Source organism: uncultured Alsobacter sp., assembly GCF_945952055.1.
In the GTDB taxonomy this organism is placed as follows: domain Bacteria; phylum Pseudomonadota; class Alphaproteobacteria; order Rhizobiales; family Beijerinckiaceae; genus Alsobacter.
In genome coordinates this window covers 50,122-74,223 of sequence record NZ_CAMFHB010000010.1, presented here as the reverse complement: position 1 = coordinate 74,223, position 24,102 = coordinate 50,122, and the positions used below count along the sequence as shown (strand labels likewise).

Annotated in this window: 21 protein-coding genes; 7 read left to right on the top strand and 14 right to left on the bottom strand. The window is 70.0% G+C overall.

Annotation, left to right across the window (positions count from 1 at the left end; all coding sequences use genetic code 11):
* Positions 1–104 precede the first annotated feature (104 nt).
* Complete coding sequence (locus Q0Q47_RS10070) at positions 105–1,001, top strand: DMT family transporter (protein WP_293858304.1); 897 nt, start codon at positions 105–107, stop codon at positions 999–1,001.
* Between the two features lie 79 nt (positions 1,002–1,080).
* Complete coding sequence (locus Q0Q47_RS10065) at positions 1,081–2,223, top strand: MFS transporter (RefSeq protein WP_293858301.1); 1,143 nt, start codon at positions 1,081–1,083, stop codon at positions 2,221–2,223.
* A gap of 15 nt (positions 2,224–2,238) precedes the next feature.
* Here Q0Q47_RS10065 and Q0Q47_RS10060 read toward each other — a convergent pair whose 3' ends face one another.
* A complete protein-coding gene (locus Q0Q47_RS10060) occupies positions 2,239–2,538 on the bottom strand; it encodes a hypothetical protein (RefSeq protein ID WP_293858298.1) in 300 nt (99 codons plus the stop codon).
* A gap of 369 nt (positions 2,539–2,907) precedes the next feature.
* Between Q0Q47_RS10060 and Q0Q47_RS10055 the strand changes: the two genes are divergently transcribed.
* From Q0Q47_RS10055 to Q0Q47_RS10045, 3 genes are all read left to right on the top strand, one after another.
* On the top strand, positions 2,908–3,777 hold the full coding sequence (locus Q0Q47_RS10055) for an HD domain-containing protein (RefSeq protein WP_293858295.1): 870 nt from the start codon (positions 2,908–2,910) through the stop codon (positions 3,775–3,777).
* A 175-nt stretch (positions 3,778–3,952) separates the two neighbouring features.
* The gene (locus Q0Q47_RS10050) at positions 3,953–4,642 is read left to right on the top strand and encodes a helix-turn-helix domain-containing protein (RefSeq protein WP_293858292.1); all 690 of its coding nucleotides are present in this window, start codon (positions 3,953–3,955) and stop codon (positions 4,640–4,642) included.
* A 135-nt stretch (positions 4,643–4,777) separates the two neighbouring features.
* Entirely contained in the window at positions 4,778–5,551 is a 774-nt protein-coding gene (locus tag Q0Q47_RS10045; RefSeq protein WP_293858289.1) for a hypothetical protein, read from the top strand.
* Positions 5,552–5,560: 9 nt separating this feature from the next.
* On the opposite strand, the gene Q0Q47_RS10040 is transcribed toward Q0Q47_RS10045, so the two are convergent.
* The 8 genes from Q0Q47_RS10040 to Q0Q47_RS10005 form a co-directional block, all read right to left on the bottom strand.
* On the bottom strand, positions 5,561–7,441 hold the full coding sequence (locus Q0Q47_RS10040) for an ABC transporter ATP-binding protein/permease (RefSeq protein WP_293858286.1): 1,881 nt from the start codon (positions 7,439–7,441) through the stop codon (positions 5,561–5,563).
* 81 nt (positions 7,442–7,522) lie between these two features.
* A complete protein-coding gene (locus Q0Q47_RS10035; protein ID WP_293858283.1) occupies positions 7,523–8,209 on the bottom strand; it encodes a helix-turn-helix domain-containing protein in 687 nt (228 codons plus the stop codon).
* 295 nt (positions 8,210–8,504) lie between these two features.
* Positions 8,505–9,308 (bottom strand): isochorismatase family protein, encoded by an 804-nt coding sequence (locus Q0Q47_RS10030; protein ID WP_293858280.1) that lies wholly within the window; start codon positions 9,306–9,308, stop codon positions 8,505–8,507.
* 13 nt (positions 9,309–9,321) lie between these two features.
* The gene (locus Q0Q47_RS10025; protein ID WP_293858277.1) at positions 9,322–10,086 is read right to left on the bottom strand and encodes an isochorismatase family protein; all 765 of its coding nucleotides are present in this window, start codon (positions 10,084–10,086) and stop codon (positions 9,322–9,324) included.
* Positions 10,087–10,118: 32 nt separating this feature from the next.
* Positions 10,119–11,357 (bottom strand): MFS transporter, encoded by a 1,239-nt coding sequence (locus Q0Q47_RS10020; protein ID WP_293858274.1) that lies wholly within the window; start codon positions 11,355–11,357, stop codon positions 10,119–10,121.
* Between the two features lie 443 nt (positions 11,358–11,800).
* Positions 11,801–12,757, bottom strand: coding sequence for a LysR family transcriptional regulator (locus Q0Q47_RS10015; RefSeq protein WP_293858271.1), 957 nt, complete (start codon positions 12,755–12,757; stop codon positions 11,801–11,803).
* Positions 12,758–12,827: 70 nt separating this feature from the next.
* Positions 12,828–13,271 (bottom strand): hypothetical protein, encoded by a 444-nt coding sequence (locus tag Q0Q47_RS10010; RefSeq protein WP_293858268.1) that lies wholly within the window; start codon positions 13,269–13,271, stop codon positions 12,828–12,830.
* An 11-nt stretch (positions 13,272–13,282) separates the two neighbouring features.
* A complete protein-coding gene (locus Q0Q47_RS10005) occupies positions 13,283–13,987 on the bottom strand; it encodes a M14-type cytosolic carboxypeptidase (protein ID WP_293858265.1) in 705 nt (234 codons plus the stop codon).
* 124 nt (positions 13,988–14,111) lie between these two features.
* Between Q0Q47_RS10005 and Q0Q47_RS10000 the strand changes: the two genes are divergently transcribed.
* Entirely contained in the window at positions 14,112–15,008 is an 897-nt protein-coding gene (locus Q0Q47_RS10000; protein ID WP_293858262.1) for an alpha/beta hydrolase, read from the top strand.
* Positions 15,009–15,011: 3 nt separating this feature from the next.
* Positions 15,012–15,911, top strand: coding sequence for an alpha/beta hydrolase (locus Q0Q47_RS09995; RefSeq protein WP_293858259.1), 900 nt, complete (start codon positions 15,012–15,014; stop codon positions 15,909–15,911).
* On the opposite strand, the gene Q0Q47_RS09990 is transcribed toward Q0Q47_RS09995, so the two are convergent.
* The 5 genes from Q0Q47_RS09990 to Q0Q47_RS09970 all read right to left on the bottom strand — a co-directional run bounded on the left by Q0Q47_RS09990 (position 15,899) and on the right by Q0Q47_RS09970 (position 24,054).
* Positions 15,899–16,900: an aldo/keto reductase gene (locus tag Q0Q47_RS09990; RefSeq protein ID WP_293858256.1), complete on the bottom strand. Its 1,002-nt coding sequence runs from the start codon at positions 16,898–16,900 to the stop codon at positions 15,899–15,901. The two genes, Q0Q47_RS09995 and Q0Q47_RS09990, sit on opposite strands and share 13 nt — an antisense overlap.
* 20 nt (positions 16,901–16,920) lie before the next feature.
* Positions 16,921–18,432 carry an ABC transporter substrate-binding protein gene (locus tag Q0Q47_RS09985; protein WP_293858252.1) on the bottom strand — a complete coding sequence of 504 codons (1,512 nt, stop codon included), beginning with the start codon at positions 18,430–18,432 and terminating at the stop codon, positions 16,921–16,923.
* Between the two features lie 419 nt (positions 18,433–18,851).
* A complete protein-coding gene (locus tag Q0Q47_RS09980; RefSeq protein WP_293858250.1) occupies positions 18,852–20,171 on the bottom strand; it encodes an HlyD family type I secretion periplasmic adaptor subunit in 1,320 nt (439 codons plus the stop codon).
* Between the two features lie 35 nt (positions 20,172–20,206).
* Positions 20,207–22,312 carry a cadherin-like domain-containing protein gene (locus tag Q0Q47_RS09975; RefSeq protein ID WP_293858248.1) on the bottom strand — a complete coding sequence of 702 codons (2,106 nt, stop codon included), beginning with the start codon at positions 22,310–22,312 and terminating at the stop codon, positions 20,207–20,209.
* The gene (locus tag Q0Q47_RS09970) at positions 22,309–24,054 is read right to left on the bottom strand and encodes a type I secretion system permease/ATPase (protein ID WP_293858245.1); all 1,746 of its coding nucleotides are present in this window, start codon (positions 24,052–24,054) and stop codon (positions 22,309–22,311) included. Before Q0Q47_RS09970 ends, Q0Q47_RS09975 begins: the two co-directional genes overlap by 4 nt.
* Positions 24,055–24,102 lie beyond the last annotated feature (48 nt).

The window sequence follows — 24,102 nt, the reverse complement described above, 5'->3', positions numbered from 1 at the left end:
TCTGCCGGCTATTCTCGCAGCCATGGGGCTGGAACGCACAGGAGCGGCCGAAGGGCACGCCGTCCCCGCGCCTGCGCGCCCGCAGGCCGGGTGAGGTCGGTCGCATGCTCCGGATCGCTGCCACGCTCCTCATCACCGCGGCCTTCTTCGGCACCATCGAGGCGACCTTCATCCGCCTGATCGGGGACAGGCTCGGGCTCGGCCAGATGCTCGTCTTCCGGTCGGGCGCGCAGGTTCTGCTCGTCTGCGCGCTGGGCGGCATGTTCACCGGCAAGGGCGTCGGCATGCTGCGGACCCACCGCCTGAAGGGGCACCTGGCCCGCGGCAGCCTGGCGGCGATCGTCTGGTACTGCACGTTCATGAACTTCCGCTCGCTCGACATGCCGCTGGCGACGACGCTGAGCTTTTCCAGCCAGCTCTTCATCCTCCTCCTGGCCTGGCCCGTGATCGGCGAGCGGATCACGCGGGAGAAGGCCGCGATGGCGGGCATCGGCTTCCTCGGCGTCGTCGTCGCAGTGGAGCTGTGGAACCCCTCCGGCCTCGACTGGCGCATCTCCTACGGGCTCACCGGCTCCTGCCTCGGCGCCCTGATGATCCTCATCACGCGCTCGCTGTCGCTGACCGAGAAGACCGAGACGATCATGTTCTACATGGCCTTCATCGTCTTCCTCAGCGCGGTGCCCCAGGCGGCCCTCGACTGGCGGCCGATCGACTCCACCCTCCTGGCCGAGCTCGTGATGCTGTCGGTCTTCGGAACGACAGGCACCTTCTTCATGGTGGAGGCCTACCGGCGGGCCGAGGCCTCCGCGCTGGCGCCCTTTCCCTATTCGCGCTTCATCTTCGCGGTCGCGTTCGGGCACATGGTGTTCGGCGATCCCATCAAGACCGCCACCATCGCGGGCGCCGCGCTGATCGCGCTGAGCAACGTTCTGCCCGTGCTCAGGGCCCGCCGGGCCGCGGCGCGGCGCCGGGTCGAAAAGGCTCCCGGCGCGGCCGAATGACCGCGGGACCCGCGGTTGCCTTCGCGGGCCGAACATGCGAGGCACGGCCCCCGCGCCCGTGCCGCCTTCCGGAGACCGCATGAACGCCCCGACCGCCCTGCCGACGACGGGCCGCGCCGAACAGTGGTCCACCCGGCTCTCCTTCCTGCTGCTCGGCCTGTCCGCCGGGGCGTGGGCGCCGCTGGTGCCCTTCGCCAAGGAGAGGCTGGGCGCCGGCGACGCGCTGCTCGGGATGCTGCTTCTGTGCATCGGCATCGGCTCGCTGCTCACCATGCCGCTGACGGGGTCCGTGGTCGCGCGCTTCGGCTGCAAGCGGGTGATCATCGTGGCGTCCATCGTGCTCGCCGCCGCGGTCCCGCCGCTGGCCTATGCCAGCTCGCCCGTCACACTGGCCATCGCGCTCGCCGTCTTCGGCGCGGCGCTGGGGGCCAACGACGTCGCCATGAACGTCCAGGCCGTCCAGGTCGAGAAGGATGCCGGCCGGCCGCTGATGTCGGGCTTCCACGGACAGTGGAGCGCGGGCGGCATTCTCGGCCCCGCCGTGGTGACCGGCATGCTCTGGCTGGGCGCCACGCCCTTCGTCGCCGCCCTCGCCGTGTCGGCGGTGCTGGCGGTCCTGCTCGCCGTGGCCGCGCCGTCGCTCATTCCCTTCGCGAGCCGCGACGGCGGCGGGCACGGCTTCGTTCGCCCCAGGGGCTTCATCGTCTGGATCGGGATCCTGTGCGGCATCATCTTCCTGACGGAAGGCGTGGTGCTGGACTGGAGCGCGCTGTTCCTGCGCGAACGGGGCATGGACCCGGCGACGGCGGGCCTCGGCTTTGCCGCCTTCTCCGCCGCCATGACGATCTGCCGCCTGCTCGGCGACAAGGTGGTGGCGCGGCTGGGCGGCCCGAGGATCCTGCTGTTCGGCGGCCTGCTGGTCGCCGCGGGCTACACGCTGGCCGTGACGATCCCCTGGCCGCCGGCCATCGTCGCGGCGCTCGTGCTCATCGGCATCGGCGCCTCCAACATCGTCCCGGTGCTGTTCACCGCCGCCGGCCGGCAGAAGGTGATGCCGCAAGGCCCGGCGATCGCGGCCGTCACCACGATCGCCTATGCGGGGATCCTGCTGGGTCCCGCCATGGTGGGCTTCGTGGCCGAGGCCACGAGCCTCGGCACCGCCTTCATGGGCATCGCCGCCCTGATGGCGTTCATCGTGGGAAGCGCGCGCCTGTTCCGGTGAACGGCCGCGCCTGTCTCAGGGCCAGTTCCCGAGACGGTCGTAGCGCGTCATGAACCAGGGCTGGTTCGAATGCTTCATGCCCGCCGTGACGTAGTCGGGAGCGCCCCTGCCCTCCTTCGGTCCGCTGAGGAACAGATAGCTCTGGTCCTGCGCGGGCGCCTGGGGCCTGGCCAACGGCGCGGGGGCCTTCTGCGCGGGGGCTTTCTGCGTGACCGCCTTGGAGCGGGTGGTGCTGCCCGCGGCCGCAGCCGGCTGGGACAAGCTGACGACGGCCAGCACGAGGGCGGCGCCGAACGAGAACGGTGAGAGTGTCATGCGAAGTCTCCGGTTGATGGAGACGTTACGGGATCACTCTTGTTCGCGCGACCGAATTCCGCCCCGCGCGGGGCCGTTCGTCCTCACAGCCGCGCCAGCTGCACCAGCGAGGACAGGACGCAGCCGAAAAACCCCGCCACCAGGCAGATGGTCGTGATGGCGGTGATGCGGCGTTGCCTCTTCAGGTGGTCCAGTTCCGACATGTCCGTGCCCTCCGTCGATGACAGACGGTAAAAACAACGCACGAGATGCCGATGTGTCGTTTCACACACTCTAAACCAATAGGGTTAGCCGGCAGGACTACACGCGGAGCTTGCAGGGCCCGCGGGGCTCGGCTTCACTGGCGTACCGCTCCTGGGGACGCTTGGCATGTTCACGGTATCCGAGCTGGCCGCCGACGCCGTCGGCCCCTTCCTGGCCGAAGATTTCCGCCGCACCTTCGGCCGGTCGGAGCGCCCCCTGGCAGAGGTCCTCGAGACGTCGGCGCGCCTCGCGCTCGAATGCATCGGCCTGACCGACGCCCCCTACCACAACGTCGAGCACACGATGATGGTAACGCTCGTCGCGCGCGACATCATGCGGGGCCGCTACCTGCTGAAGCGCACCACGCCAGAGGACTGGGTGCACTCGCTGATTGCCTGCCTCTACCACGACATCGGCTACGTGCGCGGCGTTCTCGACGACGACAGGCCACCGCGCTACGTGGCGTCGCAGGCCGGCGACACGGTGGAACTTCCCCGCGGGGCCTCCGACGCCTGGCTCACGCCCCACCACGTCGACCGCGGCAAGATGTTCGTCCTGGAGCGCCTGTCGGGCCAGGAAGGCATCATCGATGCCGGCCGCATCGCCAACCTCATCGAGTACACGCGCTTCCCGCCGTCCCCGGACAGCCCACAGGAGGAGTTCGGCACGCTGGTGCGGGCGGCCGACCTGATCGGCCAGCTCGGCGACCCGTCCTACCTGCGCAAGGCCTTCGCCCTGTTTTGCGAGTTCCGCGAGATCGGCGTCGACCAGACGCTCGGCTACACCTCGGCCGCCGACGTCATCGAGCGCTATCCCGACTTCTTCTGGAAGTCCGTGCAGCCGCACCTGGGCCTGGCGCTGCGCTATCTCAGCGTCACCGGCGACGGCCGAGCCTGGATCGCGCGCCTCGACAGCAACGTCTTCGCGGCGGAACGGGGCCGGACGGTCCTGCAGTCCGGTGCCGCCGTCGACGACCCGCGACAGTTCGGCATCTGACCTCGTCCTGCAAACGACGATGCCCTAGGTATCAATCCTGAGGGCGTAACTTACCACCGTCGGCTTGATATCAGTATAGCTGCGGATTGGATTGAGTCCAGAATTCACCAGATGAGCATTGGAACGACGCAGCAGATTGGCCGCGTCGCACGCAACTGGAGATTGCGAGACCACCATGCGGCATGAGGACACCTCTGCCGTCAGGGAGCTGCGCGCTTTTCGCACCCTTGACGAGTCGACCTTCACCTGGCTGTCCGGCGTCAGCTTCGTCCAAAGCTTCCCGGCCGGGATGACCATCCACAACCAGGGCCAGGACGCCGACTTCCTCTTCATCAACCTGGCGGGAACCGTCGAACTGGCGACCCGCCACGGCGACACCGAGGGAGCCGTGGCGATGCTCGGCGTGGGACGGCTGTTCCCGCTCGCCAGCGTCGTCCTCGACACGCAGTCCCTGTACTTCGCGCGGACGACGAACGCCTGCCGGATCGCGATGATCCCGGCCCCCATCATCCGCGAGTCGATGGACCGTTCGCCGGACTTCACCCGCGCGCTCCTGGACGAACTCGCCCGGGAAAACCTCGAGCATGTCCGCGAGATCAACAATCAGAAGCTGCGCGGCTCCATCGAGCGTTTGGCCAACTGGCTGCTCGCCGCGGCGGCGGAACAGGGTCCGCAGATCAAGCTGCCCTACAGCAAGCGCACGCTGGCGTCCCTGCTCGGCATGTCGCCGGAGAACCTGTCGCGCACGCTCGTGCAGATCCGCAACCACGGCGTCGAGGTGCACGGGGCGCAGTTCAAGGTCAACGACCCCGAACAGCTGCGCGGCGTGGCCAAGCCGACGAAGCTCATCGACCTCGTGGCCTGAGCGGGAGCGCATCCTTCTCCACCGACCGGCGTTGACCGGCCGGTGAGATCCCACGCGCGGGAATGCGGACCGGGCGAAGCCTTTCCGGGACCGGGTTGTGGCGAGCTTGCCGGCCCCTGGACCGGAGACGCCCCGATGAAGCTCGCGAGCCTTGACGACGGATCGCCCGAAGGACTGCCCGTCGTTGTGTCGCGGGACCTGTCGCGCTGCACCCCCGCCACCTCCATCGTCACGAGCCTTCTGGACGCACTGTGCACCTGGGAGGACGTCGCCGACCGGCTGCGCTCCCTGGCGGCCCGGCTCGAGGCCGGGCGAAGCGAGGCGTGGCGGTTCCACGAGGCCCAGGCGGTCGCCCCGGTGCCGGAGGTGTCGATCGGCCGCGGGATCCTTCGCCCTCTCGGCGCGGCGCGCTCGGCGCTGGCGCAGTCCCGCGGCGCCGGCCCTCTCGTCGCCGACCTCTCGCTGGCGGCCCTGTGCGACCCCACGGGGCGCGCGCGGCTGCTGGTCCCGCTGGTCCGGCTCACGGACGAGCGCGCCCCCGACGCATGGTCGGCGCTAGCGGCTCCCGTCGCCATGACCGCCGACGAACTGGACGATGCTGCGGACGCCAGGCAGCCCGTGCTGGCGACCCTCCAGGTCGTGTCGGACGACGAGGCGCGCCTGAGCCGGCAGCCCCTGCCCGCCCCCATGCTGGTCCGGTCGTCACCCGGTTATCCCGGCGCGTCGCTGGCCTATGCCGCCGACGGCCTCTGCCGGCTCCAGGCACGCACCCGGGACAGGGTGCGGGCCGTGCTCAAGGACCCTCGCGGCCACCCCGTCGCCGGCGTGATCGAGCTGACGCTCGATCCGCCCGCCCCGCGCATGGCGCCACCCGGACTGAGCCGGCCGCCCCTGCGCGAGCGCCCGTGAGAGGGACGGTCAGCGCCGGATGACCTGCTCCTCGCGGCCCGGATCGGGGGTCGGCCGCGGCCGCAGCGCACGGCGAAGCACCTTGCCGAACAGGTTGGAGCGTCGGCTCTTCGCGCCGCCGGCGCCATCGTCGTTGGTGATGACGGCTCCCCGCGGCTGCCGCGACAGTTCGATCGTGCGGTCGTGGTAGTCCTCCAGCCCCGGCCGATGCCCGACGCTGAGCAGCATCGCGTCGCGCAGCTCGTCGCGGAACAGCGACATCATCGAGTCCTGGCTGGCCTCGTCGAGCGCCGACGTGGCCTCGTCCATGATCACCACGGTGGGGCGCTGGATGAGCAGGCGCGCGAAGGCCAGGCGCTGCTGCTCGCCGCCCGACAGGACCTTGTCCCATCGGTCGGTCTCGTCCAGGCGCGTGCCCATGTGCCGCAGGCCGCAGCGGTGCAGCGCATCCAGCAGGTCCTGGTCCGGGACGTTCTCCCGGAGCCCCGGATAGACCAGGGCCTCCCGCAGGGTCCCGTTCGGGACGTATGGCTTCTGCGGCACGAACATCACCGTTCCTCCGCGCGGCAGGAGCACGTGTCCCGATCCCCAGGGCCACAGACCGGCCACCGCGCGGATGAGCGTCGACTTTCCGCTGCCCGACTCGCCGCGCAGCAGCACCTTCTCGCCGGGCTCGAACACCGCCTCGGCCCCGTTCACCACGACACGGCCGTTGTGCTGGGCGACGCTGAGGTCGCGCAGCCTGAGGCACTCGTCGGTGCCTTCCTCGATGGCGATCCGGTCGTCCGACTGCCCCGCGGACGCGAGATCGGTGAAGGTCTGCCACAGCGCCACCACGCGGGTCGCCGAGGCCTCCCATTCCGCGAAGCGGATGTAATTTTCGACGAGCCAGTTGAACGCGATCTGCACCTGCACGAAGGCGGCCGCGATCTGCATGAGCTGGCCGAGGCTCATCTCGCCCGACAGGAACTTCGGCGCGCCCAGCAGCAACGGCACGACCGGCGCCAGGACCGTGTTGCCATGGATGATGAAGGTCATCCGTGCCTGTTGCGCGACCACGTTGCGCCAGCGCGCGAGCACCTCGTCGAGGGTCTCCTCCAGCCCCTTGCGCTCGTCCTCCTCGCCCCCGATCAGCGCGATGCTCTCGGCGTTTTCGCGGACGCGGACGAGTTCGAACCGGATCTGGGCCTCGGCGGCGTTCTTGTCGCCCGTGTAGCGGATCAGGGGACGCCCGAGGATGACCATGGCGCCCGAGGTCAGCAGGGCATAGGCGGCCGCGCAGACCACGAAGTAGCCTGGGATCGTCCAGCCCATGACGGTGATGGAGCCGCCCGCGGTCCACAGCACGCCGACGAAGACGGCCGCCATGAGCACCGCGTTGGACAACCCGATGGCGAAGTCCACCAGGGGTTCGGTGGCGATGCGCACGTCGTCCGTCATGCGGAACTCGGGGCTGTCGACGTCCGGCGCCGCGATGCTCATCTGGTAGAAGCGCCGATCCTTCAGCCAGGCCCCGGCCAGCCTGGAGGTGAGCCAGCGGCGCCAGCGCGCCTGCAGCGCGAGGCGGCAGAACACCTGCGCGACCATGGCGGTCACGGCGGCGACCGCCAGACCTGCGAACATGAGCATCTCGGACGAGACGCGACCCGTGTCCTTGGCGTCGAGTGCATCGAAGAACGTCCGGTTCCAGCGGTTGATGCCGTACTGGATGGCGATGTTCGCGCCGATGAGGGCCAGGATCAGGAGCGTGAACACCCAGGCCTGGGTGGCGGTGGGCCCGCGCCAGAAGCCGGATGACAATCGCCAGAAGGCGCGGTGGAGGCCGCGCGGGGGTTCGCGCTCCTCCTCCTCGGCGGTGAAGAGGGTGTTCGGCTGGGCGGCGTCGGACATGGGGCAGACTCCTCCATGCCTCAACGTGGCAGTGCCCTCGACCGTTCCGTTCACGCTCGCGTGGGTGGACCCCGGATGAGGCTAGGCGGCGTCGATCAGTTCGCTGGGCTTGGCGAGCGCCTGCAGCGCGTCCATGTCGACCACCGTGAAGGTCGATCCGCGGAAGAGCACGCCGTGCTTTTCCACCGTCGCGAAGGCGCGCGAGAGATTCTCGGCCGTCATGCCGAGGAGCGAGGCCAGGGTCCGCTTGCGGAACGGCAGGCGGTTGACGATCCCGGCCGCCCCGGCGTGCTGCAGGATCCAGCTCGCCAGCCGTTCGGATCCGGTGCGGATCTTCTGGTTGGCGATCTCGCGCACGAAGGTGCGGTTCTGGCCGGCGAGATCCTCCATCAGGGCGCGCATCAGGCTCGGCGACTTGCCGATGCTGTCGCGGATGGCGGAGGCCGGCACCATGAGCACGCGCGCCAGCGACGCGGCGCGGGCCATGCCGGGCGTCTTCTCGGACAGGACGACGGCGCCCAGCGGAAAGGCATGGCCGGCCGAGAAGATGGCCACCGTCGCCTCGATCCCGTTGTGGGCGATCGTCATTTCGACCTGGCCGTCGACCACGACGAAGAAGAAGTCCGTCTCCCTGCCCTGGTCGTGCAGGACCGTTCCCTCGGGGAACGTCTGGAGAAAGCCGAGGGCCGCGATCCATTCGAACGTCTCGTCGTCGACGCGTTCGAAGAGCCGCAGCTGGCGAACCACTTGCCTGTGTTCAAGTCGCATAGGGCCCCCGGATCAAACGACCTCCCGTACGCGAATCGTGTCCATTCTGGACCGCACGGTTAACCTTACCTAGGCCGTAAGGCAAATTCCACTACATTCGAATGTGTTAGATTGAATAAATAACATAAGTCTTAACGTGAATTGCGCGGGACAGGCCCGCGCAATTCGTTCGTATTCCTGACGACTTGGCCGTTTTCGCTCGGCTCGGGCGGTTCACACCCTCCCGGACTTGCGCAATCGACGACCCGGCCCGCACCCACGCCAGCGTGTCGCGTGCGCGACCTCTCCTCCGCTCTCAGGCCGAGGAGACCAGGGACAGCCGAGGGGCCTCGCTGCTGCCCGGGCGCCGGCCGGTGGGCAGGTTGGGGAAGAGGTCGTCGGCCAGTGTGGCGACATAGTCGAGCACCTCGCCAGACGGAACCACGTCGGCGTACTTGGCGTGCATGTCGCACAGGTTGATCGCGTGGCTCGCCTGCGACCGGTCGAAGCAGCCGTCTTCCGCCACGGCGACCCGGAAGTTCAGGCTGAACGCGTCGATCACCGTGGCCCGCACGCAGCCCGACGTGGTCGTGCCGGTCACCACCACGCTGTCGGCCCCCAGCAGTTGCAGGTAGCTGTGCAGGTTCGTGCCGAAGAAGCCCGACGGCTTCTGCTTCAGGCAGACGAGATCCTGCGGCTGGGGCTCGATCTCGGCGACGATCGCGTTGGCGTCGAGCGCGTTGGTCGGCCGCGGCAGGGATTCTCCCGTCCGCGTGTTCTTCCAGGCCCACGAGCCGACGTCCCAGCCGTCGGCCCGGTTGACGCCCGTCGTGTAGATCACCGGCAGCTTCTTGGCCCTGAAGCCCTCCGCAAGCGTCTTGATCGCCGCCACGGCGTCCCAGCTCTCCGCCCCGCATGAGTTTGGCCAGCGCTTGATCGAGTCGATGATGGATTCGCCCGGCTTGTCGCCGGCGAAGCCGTAGCTGACGTCGATGACGAGCAAGGCCGGCCGCTTGCCGAAGCCGCCCTTCGCGCCGAAGCCGGAGGCGGTGAAGACCGCCTTGTCGCGCTCGGTGAGATAGGCGTCCCAGATCCGGGTTTCGCTCTTTCCGTCGTTCATGGTCCAGCCCTCCTCAGTAGTTCGCGGCCTTGGCCGGGGCGGGAGCCGCGCCGCGCGGCAGGTCGAACAGCCCGGCCGGCAGGGTGTCGAAGAAGGCGACGATGTCTTGCGTCTTCAGGACGTCGGCGTACTTGGCGTGCATGTCGCAAAGATTGATCGCATGGCTCGCCTGCGAGCGGTCGAAGCAGGCCTCCTCGGCCACCGCGACGCGGAAGTTGAGGCTGAACGCGTCGATCACGGTGGCGCGCACACAGCCCGAGGTGGTGGTGCCGGTCACGATCACGCTGTCGGCGCCGAGCAACTGCAGGTAGCTGGCGAGGTTGGTGCCGAAGAAGCCGCTCGGCTTCTGCTTGTGAATGACGATGTCCTGCGGGCCGGGGGCGATCTCGGCCATGATCTCGTTGCCGTCGATGTTGGTCACCGCGACCTTGGGCCGCTCCGCCCCGCGGTTGTTCTTCCACAGCCAGGAGCCGCCGTCCCAGTTGTCCTCGCGGCGGATGCCCGTGGTGTAGAGCACGGGCAGGCCCTTCTCGTGGCACTTGTCGATGAGTTGGCGCAGATACGGCATCGCCTCCCAGGCGTCCTCGCCGCAGGACGTCCGCCATTTCTTGATCGACTCGACGATCGGCTCCGGCTTGTCGCCGCAGAAGGCGTAGTTGACGTCGATGACGAGCAGCGCGGGCCGCTTGCCGAAGCCGCCGCATGCGCCGTAGCCGGCCGCGGCGAACACGGCCTTGTCGCGCTCGGTGAGGAACTTGGACCAGATGGGTTCTGACATGTCGCTGGATCTCCCGTTTCGACGTCGAGGTTTCAGGATGGAGGGGTTTGCGCCGGCACCGGGCGTCTGGCGGCCACCGCGAAGGCCGCCGACGCCAGGAGCAGCAGGACGATGTTCAGCAGGAGCCCGCCGGCATGGCCGAAGCGGGTCAGGTCGTCGACCAGCCCCACGGCGATCGGGCCGATGATGAAGCCCGCATCCCCGGCCGAGCGCTGGATGCCGAGCGCGGGGCCATAGCTCTCGCGCGGCGCCATCTCGATGACGTAGGTGTTGATGGCAGGCCCGTTGAGCCCGCCCGCAAGCCCGGTCAGCGCCATGGCCACCCAGAAGAAGGTGACGCTGTGCGCCATGACGAGCACCGCCAGGCCGATGCCGAGCGCGATGGTCGAGACGACCACGCAGACCTTGGCGCCGAAGCGGTCGATCAGCCAGCCGGCCGCGGGCAGCGTCACGATGTTGGCGACGGCCGTGACCGTCAGTGCAAGGCCCAGCGTCCCGGCATCGAGCCCGAAACGCTCGTGGCCGACGAGCGGCACGAGCTGCCACTGGGAGGCCGTGCGCGTGAAGAACACGCCGAAATTGATGAACCCTGCCGCCAGGAACGGGGCCGCCAGCAGCGTCGACGTCCCGGCCGCTGCCCCCTCCCCCGTCCTCGGCTTGCGAGGAACCGGCGGCTCCACGTCCCGGTAGGAGATCATGGCCACGCAGGCCGCAGCCGCCGCCATGACGGCGTAGGCCCAGAACGGCGCGGTGAAGCCGAACCAGGTGGCGAGCCAGCCCCCGACACCGGGGCCGAGGCTCGCGCCCAGCAGCATGGCGCCCTGGTACAGCGACATCGTGCGCCCGCGCTCGGACGGGCGCGCCGCCGCAGCCAGCGCCGCGGCCGAACTCGTCATGTAGATGCCCGACCCCAGCCCCTGCACGAAGCGCCACACGAGCAGCACCGTGAAGTCGGTGGCCGTCGCGGCCCCCATCGAGCCGGCCGCGATGACCAGCGGCCCCAGCACCAGCACGGGCCGCAGGCCCAGCCGTTGCCCGGCGATGCCGGCCGGAATGTTGGCGCACAGCCGTCCCACGCCGAACAGCGTGATGAGGGCTCCCACCAGGGTGCTCGTCACCTGGAAGCTTTGCGCGTAGAGCGACAGGATCGGCGCGACGAGCGTGTTCCCGCTCATGACGAAGACGATCATCATCAGGATCGGCGCCAGCCCCTGCGTGCGGCGCAGGACGCCGAAATAGGACGGCCGGTCGGGTGACGCTTCCACCGTCATGGCGACACGGCCCTTCGGCGGGCGGCAGGCAAAGCGTCGTCGTCTCGTGCGGCGGCGCGGGCCGGCACGACCGTGGGCAGGGTCATGAAAGATCCTCTCGCGGCCCCGCACAGATGCCTCGACCGGGCCCGCACCTCGATTTTGCGAGAACCGTGCCAGCGAAAGCGCCCCGGAAAACGTCGTCTGGCGGCCTCCGGACGGCCCCGCGGCCGCACGCGGCAGCCCGCGGACCGGCTCAGCGAGGGTCTCGCGATCGGCCCTGGACGTCAGCCACGCAGCGCCGAGGGGTTCGGAAGCCCGGATTTGCGAGCCTTTTCAATGCTCTGCGTCAAGCCAAAAGCGGTGCTTATAGGCCTTTGCCCGGCGGCGGGCGCGCGCCTGCTCATCGCCTGTGACTCTTTTGGCCAGCCCGGGCGGCGCGACCGGCTCGCGGTCGCAGGCTCTCAGCCCGCGTGCACCACGACGCTGCGCGCAACCTGCGGCCCCAGGGTGGACAGGAGATCCTCGACCGTCCGCGTGATCGTGTGGCGGCAGGCGGTGGCGACGGCCAGCGGCAGCTCGCCGAAGCGTCCGCTCTTCGCGGCGAGCGCGATGGTGCGGGTGGGGACGCGACCCGGCAGGGGATGGACGTCGATGCCCGCGCGGGCCGGGCTGCCGTGCATCAGCACGAAGGGTGTCACCAGAGCCCACGCCTGGCCGTGGCCGACCGCGTCGAGCAGCGTGGTCGTCTGGTCCACCGCGATCGTGCGCGGCACGATGACGGCCTCGTGCATGAGGTAGTGCTCCACCATGCGGCCGATGCGCCGGCGGGTGTTGAAGCGGGCGTGCGGCAACCTGGCGGCAATGTCGTCCAGCGTGATCTCGTCGCCGACCGGATGGCTCTTGGGCACCACCAGCACCAGCGGCTCCGTCGCCAGCTTGTGGATCTCCAGGCCGTCCTGCTCCTCCATGTCGGGCGTGACCACGAGGTCGAGGCTCTCGTCGAAGAGCTGCTCGCGGTAGTGGTAGTTGAGCGAGGTCCGGAGCTCGAGCTGCTCGACTTGCGCGTTCAGCACGTCGATGATGGTCGACGACAGGATCTCGCTCATGCTCTCCATGAGCCCGATCGTGAAGCGCGGCAGGCTGAAGCCGCGAAACCGGGTCATGGCGCGCTCGGTCTGCGCCAGTTCCAGCAGCACGCGCTTGGCGAGGTGCCTCAGGTGGATGCCGGCGGGCGTGAGGCGCAGTTCACGGGCGCCTCGCTCCACCACCTTGAGGCCCAGCGTCTCCTCGAGCTTGGCGATCTGCTGCGAGACGGCAGCCTGGGAGATCCCGAGGATCCGCCCAGCGCCGGACATGCTGAGGGCGTCGCTGACCGCGACGAACACCTCCAGAGCACGCGTATCGAGCAAATGTGCCAAGGCCCACCCTCCTTCCGGGAGCAGGTCGGGGCAAGCAAGGCGCGGACCAGCAGGCCCGCGGGCCGTCTCCTCAGGGCAACTGGTCGACCACGCCGAGCAGGGCGGTCAGGAAACTCGCCCCGAGCCGGGTCGCACGCTGGGGCGACCAGCCCGTCTCCGGCGTCTTGCGCCAGGAGACGTCCTTGAAGGGCTGCTCCAGGAGCACGGAAAGGCTCTGCGGAAAGCGGTTGCCGATCCAGTTCCAGCCCATGGTCAGGTCGGCCACCGGAGGCACGCCGCCCGGATAGGGATGGCCGAGCTCGTAGTCGGGATTGGCCGCGGCCCAGCGGCGCTGGAACGCGTCGAACAGGCCCCAGCGCTCCTCGCGCCACGCCGGCACGTTGGTGGAGGGCCAGATGAAGTTGCAGGTGAGCTCGGCGTCGGCATGGCAGTCGAGGCAGAAGTCGAGGCCGGTCGCCTCCATCCGGTCGCGCACGCACAGGACCTCGGGCGAGCGGTCCTTGCTGGGCGACACCCATTCGCGGTTCAGGTTGGCGCCGACCGCGTTGCCGCGGTTCCAGCCTCCGACCGCCCGTCCGGGTTCATGTTGGGCACGACGTAGAGCACCGCCTTGTCGAGCAGGGCCGTGGACACGGCCTCGTTGCCGTCCAGCAGCCTGTCGAGCATGCCCTCCAGGAAATAGCCGCCCTGCGTCTCGGATGGATGCTGGCGCGCGATGACCCAGCACCGCTTCTTGCCGGGGCCCTCCTCGCCGATGGTCAGCATGTCGATCGGGCGGCCCTCGACGCTGCGGCCGAGCATGTCCAGCCGCACGCGCGGATGCATCTGCGCCTTCGCGATCATGTCGGCATCGCGCTCGGCCGGGAACGGCGCCCAGGTGGCGTAGTAGCAGAGGTCCTTCTCCGGCGTGTGCGCGAAGGAAAAGGCCATCCCGTCGTAGTCGGCCTTGAGGCGGAACCAGTGCTTGCGGTCGTAGCTCGCCACCGGCCCGGTGTTGGTCCACCGGTCCTGGTAGGTCTCACGGTTGGCGAGGCGCACCTTCAGGCTCTCGCCGGCATTGAGCATCGTGAACCGGCACGCGACGCCCCGGGCGCCCGACACCCGGAAATGGTACCAGCCCATGAAGTCGCAGGAGGGATCCTTCGGGATGACGAGGCGGATGTCCGCCGGGTTCTCGGCATTCACGATCTCGATTCGGCCCGACGGGATCCGGGCATCGATGGCAATCACGGGCAGTCTCCTTGGGTGGGAGACGCAGGGTTTCAGCAAGCGCAGGGCAGCGTCAAGGCCACGCCCGTGGACGGGCGCCCCGGCCTCGGTCCACACTGCGCGAACGCCGGCCGGATCCAACGCCATGAGTTTCGACGACCTGAGGCCCCAGCCCCCGATCAACGTCCGGGCCGACGCCTATGCGGAGACGGCGTTGCGCCTGTCGCGCCTGGCGGCGATGACCACCCGCAACGTCATGGACGTGGCCTACGGCGCCGACCCGCTGCAGACGCTCGACGTCTACCTTCCCGACGATGCTGGATTGCGCGGGCTGCCGGTCTACGTGAACATCCACGGCGGCGGCTGGACCCACGGCTACAAGGAGTGGATGGGCCTCAACGCGCCGGCCATCGTCGCCTTCCCGGCGATCTACGTGTCGGTGTCCTACCGCCTCGCCCCGGAGCACACCTATCCCGCGCCCGTGGACGATTGCCTCGCGGCGCTGGCCTGGGTGAGGGACACCATCGCCGACTACGGCGGCGATCCGGACCGCGTCTTCGTCGGCGGGCACTCGGCGGGCGGCCATCTCGCCGCGCTGATCACGCTGCGCGCCGACCTGCAGCACCGCCACGGGCTGCCGCCGGGCTTCGTGAAGGCCTGCTTTCCCTACAGCGGCGTCTACGATCTCACCATGCCGGGCGAAGGCGGCGCCCGCGTGCGCGTTCCCTCGACCCGCACGCTCGTACCGGAGGACCGCCCGCAGGACGTCGGCCCCGCCTCCCCGCTCCTGCACGTCGCCGGCGCGCGCACGCCGTTCCTGGTCACCTGGTCGGAGAACGACAACGCCTACTGCAAGGCCCAGGGCCCGCTGTTCGTGGCGGCCCTGCAGGCGGCAGGCGCGCGCGCCGAGGGGTGGATGTATCCCCTGTTCGACCATTTCTGGATCCACGTGGACCAGCAGCGCCCGGCCAGCACCTGGACGCGCACGCTGCGGGCGTGGATGACCGCGGATCCGGCCACCGCCCCGGTGTTCAAGCCCTGAGGAATGCCTGCCTTGATCTTCTCGAACCTGCCGCCCCGCCCGCCCATGAGCCTGAAGGCCGAGGCCTATGCGCGTGTCTGCGTGAACCTGTCGCGCCTGGCCGCGATGACGACCCGCACCTCGCTCGACGTACCCTACGGGCCCGACCCGTGGCAGGCGGTGGACATCTACCGCCCGCAGGCCGACCACGACCACCTGTTGCCGGTGTTCCTGAACATCCACGGCGGCGCCTGGACCCATGGCCACAAGGAGTGGATGGGCTTCGGCGCGCCCCCCGTCGTGGCGGCGCCGGCGATCTACGTGTCGGTGTCCTACCGGCTCGCGCCCGAGCACAAGTACCCGGTGGCGCTGGACGACTGCCTCGACGCGCTGGCCTGGGTCTGGCGCAACATCGCCTGGTACGGCGGCGACCCGGACAGGATCTTCGTCGGCGGCCACTCGGCCGGCGGCCAGCTCTCGTCGCTCATGGCGCTGCGCCGCGACCTCGTCGCGCGGCGGGGTCTGCCGGCCGGCGTGATCAAGGCCTGCTTCCCCTACAGCGGCGTCTACGACATGACCTACGATGCCGGCGGCGGCCGGCGCGAACTCGTCGACATGTGCGTGGGGCTGATCTCCGGCACGGACCACGCGCGCGAAGCGAGCCCGCTGCACTGGACGGAGGGGAACACGATTCCTTTCCACGTCTCCTGGGGTGACATCGACAACCCCTACTGCCTCGCCCAGGCGCCCGAATTCGTTGCGCGGCTGAAGGCCCAGCCCGGCCGCGTCGAGACGCTCGTGCTGCCGGGCTTCGACCACTTCTGGATTCACCTCGACCAGCAGCGGGCGGAAAACCCGTGGACCCGCACCCTGCTCGCCTGGATGACGGGCGATCCCGAGACCGCCCCCGTCTACGGGATGTGAGAAGCGGCAGACCGGCTCGCGGCGATGGCCTTCGCGAAGGGACCGTCGGCCTGCCTTTCCAGCCAGCCGACGGGTCCAGGAACGCCGGGTGACCTTGCCAGCACGGCGTCGATGCGCGCCTCCGCATCGTCCGGCCACCGCAGCGCGAGGGCTCGCCGCCAGGCCGCCACGCGGGCCGGATCGCTCGCTCCCACCAGCGCGGCCGCGACGCCCGGCCGGTCGAGCACCCAGCGCAGCGCCAGGTCGGGGATGGTCGCCGAACAGGCCGATGCGATCGACGCGAGCGCGGCCAGCAGCTCCTGGTAGAGCGCCCAGCCGCCGAAGGCCTCGACGATCGCCCGATACTCCGCGTGGAACGGCGCGTCCCCCGTGGAGCGCAGGCCCGGATCCGGTCGTCCCAGCCAGCGCCCGTCGAGAAGACCGCCGGCCAGCGTCCCGTAAGCGAGCACGGCGACACCATGCCGGCCGGCCCAGCCCGTCAGGGCCGTCAGCGGCCGCCGGTCGAGGAGCGAGAGCTGCACCTGGACCGAGGCCGGCCTGACGCCTGCGTCCCACAGCACCTGCAGCGTCTCCTCCGACATGTTCATCACCCCGAGGCCGCCGACGAACCCGCGCGCCTGCAGGTCCGAGACCGCGCGGCAGGCGGCGAGGATGCGATCCTCGCGCAGCGCCCAGTCCTGGATCTGCAGCAGGTCGATCCGCCCGGCGCCGAGCCGGTCGAGCACCTGCCTGCACCCGTCCTCGACGTCGCAGGGAAGGGTGAGCCGCCCATGCACGCGCGGCGGCGGCAGCCCGGCCTCGCGCCGTGCCGCGATGGCGAGGCGCAGCGCGTCGTCGACGTGCCTGTAGGTGTCCGAGGTCTCGAAGGTCGAAACGCCGGCCGCCATGAAGGCCAGGATGCGGCGGGCCTCGGCCGCTGGATCGGCCGACGTGCCGGCATGGACCTGCCACCCGCCCCGGACGATGCGGGAGAGTGCTGGCCCGTCCATGCGCGGCAAGCCCCGGCGGCCTATTTGGCGAGCTTCATGCCGCGGAACACCAGGTAGCCGTCGCCCGTCACGTCCACGTCCGTGACCTTGGCACTCAGCGCGAAGAGCGGGCGCTGGTGGTAGAGATAGATCACGCCCCGGTCCTTGCCGATGGCGGTGGCGAGGTCATGGTAGGCCTTGCGGCGCAGGTCGGGATCCGTCTGCGTGCGCGTCAGGGTGGCGAGCCTGTCCACCTCGGGATTGGCGTATTTGCCGACGTTGCGGTTGCCGGTCGAGTGCAGCGACATGAAGGTGACCGCGTCGGGATCGTTGGCATTCTGCGGCCCGATGGGACCCCAGGCCTGGAAGTCGCCGGCCTCCGTCATGCTGAGGGTCGTGGCGAACTCGACGACCTTCAGCTTCATGTCGATGCCGGCCTCCTGGACCATGGCCTGGATCATCTCGGCCACGCGCACGGCCAGCGTCCGGTTGGGCACGAGCATCTCGAAGGGCACGGGCTGCTTGTAGCCGGCATCGGCCAGGATCTTCTTGGCCTTCGCCACGTCGCGTGGCGGCAGGGGCACGGCAGAATTGTAGTAGGGCGAACCCGGCGCCACGGGCTGGTTGCCGGCCAGGTACAGGCCGGCGAAGACGACGTCGTTGATCGCCTGCCGGTCGAGGGCCGTCTCGAAGGCTTCCCGCACCCGCGGATCGCGCCCCATCGGGTTGTCCGCCTTGCCGGTGTTGCCGAGGTTCACGACGATGCTCTGGTAGTTCAGCGTGTCGGCGGCGACGACCTTGAACTGGGGCAACGCCTTGACGGTGGCCGCGTCGGTCGGCGGCAGCTTCTCGATGATGTCGAGGTCGCCCGAGCGCAGGTTGGCCAGCCGCACCGTGTCGTCCGGAATCACCCGGAAGGTGATCCGGTCGAAGAAATAGGCTCCCGCATCCCAGTGCTGCGGGTTGCGCTCCAGCACGACGCGGTCCTGCGCGACGCGCTCGACGAACTTGTAGGGACCGGAGCACACGGGGCTGCGCTGGAAATTCGCCCCGGCCGCCTCCGCGGCCTTGGGGGAGACGATGGCTCCGATGCGCTCGGCGAACTTGGCCAGCAGGGAGGCGTTGGCCTCCTTCATGGTCACCTTCACCGTGTCGCCTTCCACCTCGACCTTGTCGAGGCCGGCGAGGTCAGCCCGCCGCGCGCTGCCGGTGAGGGTCAGGGCGCGGTCGAGATTGTACTTCACGGCCTGCGCGTCCACCGGCGTGCCGTCGTGGAACACGGCGCCCTTGCGGATGGTGAAGGCCAGCGTCTTGCCCTCGTTCGACCACGCCCAGGCCGTCGCCAGCCCCGGGCGGAACTGCATGCTCTTGTCGAGGTAGATCAGCCGGTCGCACAGGGCGTTGATGACCGTCTCGGTCGCCGAGGTGCGGTTGAGATGCGGATCCAGCGCGTCCGGATCGTCGGACAGGCCGAACCGCAGATGCGCGCCCTGGGCGAGCGCCGCAGAGGTGAAGAGCAGCCCCATGGCCGCCGAGAGCAGAAGTCGTTTCATGGTCGTCCCCCAAGTCGGGGGGAGTTCACCAGATGGATGGGCGCAGGTCCATCCTTTCGAGGCCCTCGGCCTGCCTACCGTTCCTTCCCGCCGCGTCAGACACTCACCGGCAATCCCGGTGCGCCTCCCCGAGGCGGGGGAAGGGCGCTCTCCCTCCCCTGCAGGGGAGGGTGGCAGCCGCGAAGAGGCTGACGGGTGGGGGCAGCGGCGAAGAACGAGCCCGCAAACCCGGGGCCGGCGCTGGCGTCGGACCAAGTCCTGCGACATCGCCCCCACCCGTCTCGCGCTTCGCGCGATCCACCCTCCCCTTCAGGGGAGGGAGAACGCGCTCAACCATCGAGGATCATGTGTGTGCATGCCGAAGTGCCTGGCCCGAGCTGAACGCGGCCGTCGGGGTCGCCGAAGCAGTCCAGGCGCTATCAGCGCTCCCGCATGGCCCGGTTCACGTGGTCCAGGACGGGCTTCACCATGTAGGACAGGGCCGTGCGCTCCTGGGTGGAGACGTAGACCTCCACGGGCATGCCGGGGATCAGGGGCTGGTTGCCGAGCGGCCCGCGATCGCCGATCTCGACCTCGCCGGCATAGTAGGGCTGGCCCGTGGCGGGGTCCTTCATGGTGGCGGCCGAGATCTTGGCCAGCCGGCCGCGCAGTTCCGGCGTCATGTTCTGCTGGAAGGACGTGAACCGCAGGCGAGCCGACTGGCCGACGGCGAGCTGGTTGATGTCGTTGGGCGCGATGCGGATCTCGACCCGCAGGTCGCTGCCTTCCGGCACGATGGTCATCAGCCGCGCCGCCGGCGTGACCACGCCCCCGACCGTGTGCACGGTGACCTCGTTGATGGTCCCGTCGATGGGGGCACGGATCTCCATGCGCGACAGGCGATCGCCGATCGCCACGTTCCGCTCCGCGAGTTCGGCGATGCGGGCCTCCACCGTACGCAGTTCCTTCTGCGCCTCGACCCGCGCGTTCTGCTCGATGGCGAGGATCTGCAGGCGCGCCTCGTTGATGCGGGTCCTGGCGCGGGCGATGCCCGACTCGATCTCGCCGCTCGTGCCCTGCAGGCGGACGATCTCGCGGTTGACGGCATAGACGCGGTCATGGGCGATCAGCGCCCGCTGGTACAGGTCGAGCACCTTCACGCGCTCGGTGGTGACCAGCTCGATCTCCTCCTTCACCGCGGCACGGCGCGCCTCGCTGCCGGCGATCTCCTGCAGGATCTGGTCGATGCCGAGGTTGAGCTGCTGGATCTGGCTCGAGCGGGTGAGGCGATTGCCGTCGAACACCCGCTTCTCGCTCGCCATGAGGGCGTCGTGGCCTGACGAGAGGTCCGCCAGGTCCGTCGGGAAGGCGATCACCTCGGCATTGTCGCGCTCGGCCATGAGCCGGGCCTGCCGGACCAGCGCCTCGGCGAGCTGCGACCGCACGATCTGGTGTTCGGCGCGGGTCTGCACCTCATCGAGGCTCATCAGGACCTGACCCTGGCGAACCGTGTCGCCGGTCTTCACCCCGATCGCCCGCACGATGCCGCCGTCGCGGTGCTGGACCTCCTTGAGGTTCTGCTCGACCTTCACCGTGCCCGGCGCGATCACGGCGCCCTCGAGCCGCGCCACGGCGGCCCAGCCGCCCAGCCCGCCGAGCAGGCCGGCGCCCAGAACGATGCCACCCACGACCTGGGGCATGATCCGGAAGGTCCGGTCACGCGGGTCCCGCACGAAGGGGGAGTAGCTGTCCTTGCTCATGGATCGATCTCCGGACGCCTCGCCGCGCGGCGGCGTCATTGTTGTGCGTAGCTGTAGACGAGCGAGTGGAGGCCGCTCAGCGCGATCGCGTAGTTGGGATCGTCGACCCCATCCACGGTCACGTCGAGGACGGTCCGCTCCTCCCCGTCCCGTTCCTCGATGCGCAGGCGGAAGGGCTGCTGCAGGTCGAGCGTCTCGCCCGGCCCCAGCGGCTTGAGCTCGAAGCTGGCGCGGGCCTGGCCGTCGCGCGCGCGCCCGGAGATCTCCCCGTCGTCGCGCTCGATGGTCCATCCGCCGACCCGGATCCGGTCGCCCACGGTGAAGTCGAGGATCTCGTGGATGGCCATGCCGGCCTGGCCAGCGGCAGCCGCGGCTTGCGACGAGGACGGCGCCTGGAACTCGAAGACGTCGTTCCCCTCGCCGCCGAACAGCGACACCGGCGCCTCGCCGACCACGACCCGGTCGTCGCCCGCGCCCGCCCGAATGCTCTCGAAGCCGGAGATGCTGTCCTCGCCTGTCTCGGCGCCGTAGACGCGCCCCGCGGCAAGGTCGATCAGCAGCGCCGTCGTCGCCTCGCCATAGTCGAGGACATCATGCCCCTCTCCGCCCTGCAGCACGTCGGCGGCGGCGTCGATCTGCCCCAGGACGACGTCGTCTCCGGCGCCGCCGTCCACCGTGTCGGCCCCGGCCCCGCCGGACAGGACGTCGTGACCGGCACCGCCCGACAGGCTGTCGTCGCCCTCGTCGCCCAGCAGCATGTCGTTGCCGGCATCGCCCGCGAGGGTGTCGGCTCCCGTGCCGCCGGCCAGGAGATCCTCCCCCTCGCCGCCGGACATGAGGTCGTTGCCCTCCTGGCCGAACAGCACGTCGCGCCCGGCATCTCCCGACAGGCTGTCGGCACCCTGGCCGCCATAGGCCACGTCGGCCCCCTCGCCGCCCGCGAGACTGTCGTTTCCGTCCTCGCCGTAGAGCACGTCGTTGCCGGCCTGGCCGAAGACCGTGTCGTCGCCCTCCCCGGCCCAGACGATGTCGTTGCCCGTCCCGGCCCGGATGACGTCGTGGCCCAGGCCACCGAACAGGGTGTCGTTGCCGTCGCCGCCCTCGATGACGTCGTCACCGTCGCCGCCGGCGACGATGTCGTGGCCCGCCAGGGCGACCACCGTGTCGTCTCCGCCGAGGGCGTCGATACGGTCGTCGAAGGGCGTGCCGACGAGGCTGTCGTTTCCGTCCGTCCCAACGATCGGCGTGCGGTCGACGATCTCGCTGGTGGCGACCTGGCGCACCGTGAACTCGCCGTCGGTGACCCGGAAGGAGAAGCGCACGGGCCCGACCGCCTCGGAGGGGGCGGTGTAGAGGATGCCGTCGTCCGAAACCTGGAAGGAGCCCGCCGAAACCTCCAGACCGGTGACGCGCAGGGCGTCGCGGTCGGGGTCCACGGCGCCGGCCAGAAGGGCCGCGAAGGCGATCCAGACCGTCTCGCCCGCCGGCACGGAGCGCAGGGTGACCGGTCCGAACACGATGGGCGCGCGGTTGCGCGGCGACCCGTTGGCTTCGTTCTGATGCTGCGGCGCGAGCCGCGTTTCGCCGCCCCCGCCACCGCCACCTCCTCCTCCCCCGCCGCCACCGCCACCCGCGGAGGCCGACCGGACGTCCGGAACGCTCCAGTCCCGCTGGGGGGCCTGGCGACCGTCGGGAGCGGCCCCATCGTCGCGGGGCGCGGCGTGCGGCGAACGCTGGGTCGCTCTGAACTGGCCGAGCAGGTCGACCGGCTGTTCCATCTCGATCGGCGGCAGGCCGGAGGAGCCCTTCGCCTTGCCCACGGCGCGGGGCGTGAAGGGCATCACCTCGGCTCCGGCGTCCTCGTCGCGGGCCGCCGCCTGCTCGGCGGTGATCGTGTCCGCCGAAGTGGGCGCCTGGGCCGCCTCGTCCTGGCCGGGATCGCGCCGCTCGGGCTCCTCGGTCGCCTGGCCGCGCCCGAAGGCGGGGGCCACGAGCCCCTTCATGTAGAGCGCCATGGACACCAGCGCGATGCCGATGCCCGCCAGCCCCACCGGGGTCTTCTCGAGCCCCGCCTCGACGAAGGCCTGACGCGACGGGCCGGTTTCGACCTGCCGCTGCTGTGCCGCCTTGACCCGGATCATGACACCTTCCTCCTGGAAAGCTTGTCGGGGAGCGGATGCACCGAGGACCCGCTCCCGTGGGACAGGATTTCGTCACGCGGCCCCATGGCCGCGAGCCGTCCGTTCTGGATGACTGCGATGTGGTCGACGGCCGCCAGGGCGCTCGGGCGGTGCGCCACCACGATGGCGATGCCGCCCCGCGCCTTGACGGCGAGGATGGCGTCCTTGAGCGCGGCCTCGCCGGTGGTGTCGAGGTTGGAATTCGGCTCGTCCATGACGACCAGGAAGGGATCGCCGTAGAGCGCCCGGGCGAGGCCGACGCGCTGGCGCTGCCCGGCGGAGAGCACCGACCCCTGCGGCCCGATCGGGGTGCGGTAGCCCTGCGGCAGCTTCAGGATCAGCTCATGAATGCCGGCCGCGGTCGCCGCCGCGATCACCTTGTCGGGATCGGGGCTGGGATCGAGGCGCGCGATGTTCTCCTCGACGGTGGCGTCGAGCAGCGCCACGTCCTGGGGCAGGTAGCCGATGTTGCGGCCCAGCGCGTCTTCGTTCCAGTGCCCGAGTTCCGCCCCGTCGAGACGGATCGATCCCCGCAGGGTCGGCCACACGTTGACGAGCGCGCGCACGAGCGTCGACTTGCCGCCACCGCTCGGTCCGATGATGCCGAGAGCCTCCCCGGCCCGCAGCTCGAGCGTCATGTCGGTCAGGATCACCTGGCCGCTGGCCGGTGCCGCGACCGTCACGTTGGACACGGACAGGAAACGGCGCGCGCGCGGCAGGTCCATCGGCTGGACCGCGGTGGCCAGGGCCCCGATCGTCTCGCGCAGCCGGGCAAACGATGCCCGCGCGGCGACGAAGCTCTTCCAGTTGGCGATGGCCTGGTCGACGGGTGCCAGCGCGCGTCCGGACGCGACCGTCGCAGCCATGATGGCGCCGGCGGTGAGTTCGCCCTTGATGACGAGGAAGGCGCCGAGGCCGAGCACGCCCGACTGCAGCAGCATCCGCAGCACGCGCGACAGTGCCGAGAGCGTGCCGGCGATGTCGCTGGTGCGCGTCTGCAGGGTGAGGTGCTCGTCGTTGGCGGCCTTGAAGCGCGCCACCGCGTGGCCGGAGAAGCCCATGGCCCGGATGACGTCGGCGTTGCGGGCGTTGCTGTCGGCGATGGCATTGCGGGCGATGGCGGCGGCCCGGGTGCCCGCCGCGTGCCGGCGCGTCAGGAACTCGCTGGCGATGGTCAGCACGGCGAGAACGAAGGCGCCCGTCAGCGTCAGCACGCCCAGCCAGGGATGCAGGATGTAGACGAAGGCCAGGAAGACCGGGATCCACGGCAGGTCGAACAGCGCCGCCGGCCCCTGCCCGGCCAGGAAGCCGCGCACCGTGTCGACGTCGCGGCCGCGCTCCAGGCTTTCGGTGGTCGAGAAGCCGAAGCGCGGCATCTCGATCGCCACCTTGTGCGCGATCGGCCCGAGCTTGCGGTCGAGGCGGGCGCCGATGCGCACCAGCACCTGGCTGCGGATCGCGTCGAAGGCGCCCTGGAACAGGTAGAGCCCCAGCGCCAGGGCCGACAGGGCGGCGAGCGTGGGCACGCTGCCGCTCGTCAGGGCGCGATCGTAGACCTGCATCATGTACAGCGCGCCGGTGAGCGCGAGCAGGCTGATGAGGCCCGACATGATGAAGAGGAAAACGACGGTTCCGGAAATCCCGCGCGTCAGCTCGGCTGCGGCGCGTCGCCTTGCGGCACTGACGTCTCGTTCGTTCGCCACTGGAGTTCACCGCATCATGGGAGGCGCGACCGGCGCCGGAGGTTGACG